This window comes from Pseudomonas sp. 05T35 (assembly GCF_056396605.1).
In genome coordinates, this window is sequence record NZ_JBFTLU010000350.1 from 1 (window position 1) to 4896 (window position 4896).

The 4896-nt window shown below is 61.9% G+C and carries 3 protein-coding genes; all 3 read left to right on the plus strand.

All coding sequences use genetic code 11. The features are described from left to right. The coding region (glgA, locus tag AC1DH9_RS22350; RefSeq protein ID WP_477808799.1) for a glycogen synthase GlgA at nt 1-1284 on the plus strand (1284 nt) is incomplete at its 5' end. Between the two features lie 13 nt (nt 1285-1297). Continuing rightward, nucleotides 1298-3103, plus strand: coding sequence for a malto-oligosyltrehalose trehalohydrolase (treZ, locus tag AC1DH9_RS22355; protein WP_427537458.1), 1806 nt, complete (start codon nt 1298-1300; stop codon nt 3101-3103). Next, on the plus strand, nt 3100-4896 hold a 1797-nt coding region (gene malQ / locus AC1DH9_RS22360; RefSeq protein WP_477808800.1), incomplete at its 3' end, for a 4-alpha-glucanotransferase. The genes treZ and malQ, both read left to right, overlap by 4 nt.

Below are 4896 nucleotides of genomic sequence, written 5' to 3' on the forward strand. Positions count from 1 at the left end.
ATCCATATCATCGGCGAACTGGGCGGACACGCCGCCTTGCCACCGTGCAAGATCGGCCGCATGGACATGCCCGACGGGCTGGTCATCTACGTCCTGATCTGCCCTGAACTGTACGAACGCGAGGGCTCGCCCTACGGCGCCAACAATGGCCGCGACTGGCCGGACAACCACATCCGTTTTGCCCGTCTGGGCCTGGCTGCCGCCGACCTCGCCGCCAACCTGGCACACATCCACTGGCGCCCGGATCTGGTGCATGCTCACGACTGGCCCGCCGGCCTGGCCCCAGCCTATATGCACTGGCGTGGTCAGCGCACGCCGACCCTGTTCACCATTCATAACCTGGCTTACCAAGGCGTGGTCAGCCTCGCTTCTTGCCCTGAACTGGGTATTCCCGAACATGCCCTGCAACAGGAAGGCATGGAGTTCTACGGCAAGCTGTCGTTTCTCAAGGCGGGCATGGCCTATTCGAGCCATATCACCACCGTCAGCGCGACCTACGCCCAGGAAATCACCACCCCGGCCTTCGGCTGCGGTCTCGACGGCTTCCTCGCCAGCAAGACCCAGCAAGGCCTGCTCAGCGGCATCCCGAATGGCATCGACGAAAGCTGGGACGCGGCGACCGATCCCCACCTGTTTTGCCCGTTCAGCATCGGCGACTGGGACGGCAAAGCGGTGAATGCCACCCACGTGCGCAAACTGTTCGGCCTGAAGGACTCCAAGGGTCCGCTGTTCGCCGTGGTTTCGCGACTGGTCTACCAGAAAGGCCTGGACCTGACTGAAGCCGTGTCCGAGTTCATCGTCTCTTCGGGTGGGCAAATCGCAATCATCGGCCGTGGCGAGCCGGAAGAAGAACAAGCCATGCGCGCCCTCGCCCTGCGCTTTCCAGGGCAAATCGGAGTGCGTATCGGCTTTAACGAAACCGATGCGCGACGGATGTTCGCCGGCAGTGATTTCCTGTTGATGCCTTCACGCTATGAGCCGTGCGGCTTGAGCCAGATGTATGCGCAGCGTTTCGGCTCGTTGCCGGTCGCACGCAACACCGGCGGGCTGGCCGACACCATCGACAATGGCGTCACCGGTTTTCTCTTCGATGAGTCGACGGTTGCCAGCTACGAGGGCGCCTTGCGCCGGGCGTTCAAGGTGTTCGCTCACCCGCCCCTGTTGAACGCCATGCGCTGCCGGGCCATGGCCGCACCGTTCAATTGGTGCAAAGCGGTCGAACCCTACGCTGAACTCTATGAACAACTGGTCGCCAAGGCGTTGGGTCATTCGGTCAAGCAGTGAGAGGGATTCTTGAATGCCGTTACGGACTCCGGAAACCTGGCCCCACGGCGCCGTCATGCTGGATGCCGAACACACCCGTTTCGCCCTGTGGGCGCCAGATTCGTTTTATGTGAGCGTCGAGCTGGAAGACGGGCAATCACTGCCGATGGTGCCTCAGGCGGACGGCTGGTTCGTGATCGAGACCCGTTGCCCGGCCGGCACTCGCTATCGCTACAACATCGATGGCGAACTCGACGTGCCGGACCCCGCGTCCCGAGCGCAAGCCGGCGGTCTTGCATCACCCAGTGTGGTGGTTGACCCGCACGCTTACCGTTGGCAGCACCTCTTGTGGCAAGGCCGCCCCTGGCATGAAGCGGTGATCTACGAACTGCATGTGGGTGTGTTGGGTGGTTTTGCCGAAGTCGAAAAGCACCTGCCACGACTGGCCGAATTGGGCGTTACCGCGATCGAACTGATGCCCCTGGCGCAGTTTCCCGGCGAGCGTAACTGGGGCTACGACGGCGTGCTGCCCTACGCGCCCCAGTCGTCATACGGCACACCTGATGCGCTCAAGCACCTGATCGATAGCGCCCACGGTCTGGGTCTGGCGGTGATCATCGACGTGGTTTACAACCATTTCGGCCCTGACGGCAATTACCTGCATCACTATGCCAAGGGCTTTTTCCGCGAAGACCTGCACACGCCTTGGGGTGCGGCCATCGATTTCCGCCGTCGCGAGGTGCGCGACTTCTTTATCGACAACGCGCTGATGTGGCTTCTTGAGTACCGTTTCGACGGTTTGCGTCTGGATGCGGTACACGCCATCGAAGATCCGGATTTCCTTCAGGAACTGGCGGCAACCGTGCGCGAGCACATCGACCCACCCCGTCATGTCTGGCTCACCCTGGAAAACGAGCACAACCAGGCCAGCCTGCTGGAGCAGGGGTTCGACGCGCAGTGGAACGACGATGGGCACAACGCGCTGCACGTACTGCTGACCGGAGAAACCGAGGCTTATTACGCAGACTTTGCCGAGCGACCCACCGAAAAACTGGCGCGCTGCCTGAGCCAGGGCTTCGCCTATCAGGGCCATACCAATCGCCACGGCCATGCCCGCGGCGAACCCAGCGGACATTTGCCGCCCAGCGCCTTCGTGCTGTTTCTGCAAAACCATGACCAGATCGGCAACCGTGCCTTTGGCGAGCGTCTCCACCAGTTGACTGCACCTCAGGCGTTGCATGCGGCGACGGTCCTTCTGTTGTTATCACCGATGATCCCGTTGCTGTTCATGGGCGATGAATACGCCGCTGGCGAGCCGTTCCTGTTTTTCACCAGCCACCATGGAGTCTTGGCCAGGCAGGTGCGAGAAGGTCGACGCAATGAGTTCGCAGCGTTCAGCGCATTTGCCGATCCGCACACCCGCGAGCAGATTCCCGACCCGAATGCGTTGCACACGTTCACGGCTTCGCGTCCGACACTGACCTCATCTGAACCGCTGACACAGCAAGCAACCCTGACGCTGTATCGACAGTTGCTGCTGATCCGTCATCGGGAAATCATCCCGCGCCTGCCCGGTGCTCACGCACTGGGCGCCACGGTTCTGGCAACGGGGGCGATAAGTGCGCGCTGGCATATGGGCGATGGCAGCCTGCTGTGCATCGACCTGAACCTCACGGCGGAGCCCGTGTCCCATTCATCACAAGCCCATTCCCGGTTGCTGTTCGAATACCCGCAGCGGTCCTTCGAAGCCCTGCAACAAGGCACCCTCGCCCCCTACTGCGCGCTGGTCAGTCTGACGGCAGCGGCACCTTTGCTACCCACCACTGGAGAGCGTCCATGAGCGATGCGCAACTGGAAATCCTCGCCAGCCGAGCCGGCCTGGCAGTCGACTGGATCGACGCCAATGGCCGCCCCCAAAAAGTCGCTCCGGCGGCACTGCGTGCGATCCTCACCGGGCTCGGCCACCCGGCTGGCAGCGCTCAGGAAATCGACGCCAGCCTGCAGGAACTGCAACAGAACCAGCAAAAAAAGCGCTTGCCGCCATTGATGACGGTCGATGTCGGCACCGGGCTCGACCTCGGGCATCATTTTGCCCCTGAAACGCCCTGCGAGATTCACTTGGAAGACGGCGCGATCCTCCACCTGAAACTCGATGAGGAAGCGGTTCTTCCGGGGCTGATCCCGATCGGCTATCAGGACGTTCGCATCGCCGGCCAACGCTTCACACTTGCCGTCGCCCCCTTGCAGTGCCATAGCGTGGCCGCTGCCGTTGACAACCCGATACCCCGGGCCTGGGGCCTGAGTGTGCAATTGTATTCACTACGACGCCCCGGCGATGGCGGCTTCGGCGACCTGCAGGCACTGGAAAACCTCGCCCGCGTTGCCGGTGAGCGCGGCGCCGATGCATTGGCGATCAGCCCGTTGCACGCGATGTTCAGCAACGACACACAACGCTACAGCCCTTACTCGCCTTCCAGCCGTCTGTTTCTCAACAGCTTGTACGCCTCACCCGGGGAAGTTCTCGGCGAACGCGCGCTGCGCCTGGCCATCGACGCCACTGAATTGGCCGACGAGTTCAAACACCTCGAAGAGCAACCGCTGATCGACTGGCCCGCGGCTGCCAAGGCCAAACAGCAATTGTTGCAAGCGCTGTATGAAGGATTCTCCCAGGGTGATCATCCCTTGCTCGCGGACTTCAACAGCTTTCGTCACGACGGTGGCGAGGCCCTGGAAAACCACTGCCGTTTCGAGGCGCTTCAGGAAGCCTGTACCGCCCTTGGCGAAAGCCTCGACTGGCGCCAATGGCCTGAGCACTGGCGCGACCCGCGCAGTGTCGAACTGACGGTATTTGCCGAGAAAAATGCAGATCGCATCGGCTTCTACGCCTTTTGCCAATGGTTGATCGCCCGCAGTTTGCAACGTGCACAAACCGTTGCGCGTAGCAGTGGCATGGGCATCGGTTTGATCGCCGACCTGGCGGTCGGTGCGGATGGCGGTGGCAGCCAGGCCTGGAGTCGTCAGGACGAATTGTTGGCGGACCTCACCGTCGGCGCCCCCCCGGACATTCTCAACCGCACGGGTCAAGGCTGGGGGATTTCTGCGTTTTCCCCCGAAGGGTTGATACGTAATGGGTTTCGCGCGTTCATTGAAATGCTGCGGGCCAATTTTGCCCATACCGGCGGTCTGCGCATCGACCATGTCATGGGTTTGCAGCGGCTGTGGGTGATCCCCCTCGGCGCGCCGCCGAGGGACGGCGCGTATCTGTATTACCCCGTAGACGACCTGCTGCGTCTGGTGACGCTGGAATCCCATCGACATCAGGCGATCGTGCTTGGCGAAGACCTCGGCACCGTACCCGATGGCCTGCGCAACAAACTCATCGCCCGCTCGATCCTGGGAATGCGCGTACTGCTGTTCGAGCAGGAGCACGGGACACACTTCAAACCGATTCTTGATTGGCCGGATAACGCCCTCGCCACCACCAGCACCCATGACCTGCCAACGCTCAACGGTTGGTGGCATGGCCGCGACATCGAATGGAGCGTCCGCTTGGGGCTGGTCGACAGCCACGGTGAACAGCAATGGCGCGAGCACCGTCAGCGCGAACGCGAAGGTTTACGTCGAGCCTTGAGT

What these genes read in the sequence shown, in the direction of transcription:
- treZ (WP_427537458.1), top strand. Translation starts at nt 1,298, where the DNA reads ATGCCGTTACGGACTCCGGAAACCTGGCCCCACGGCGCCGTCATGCTG.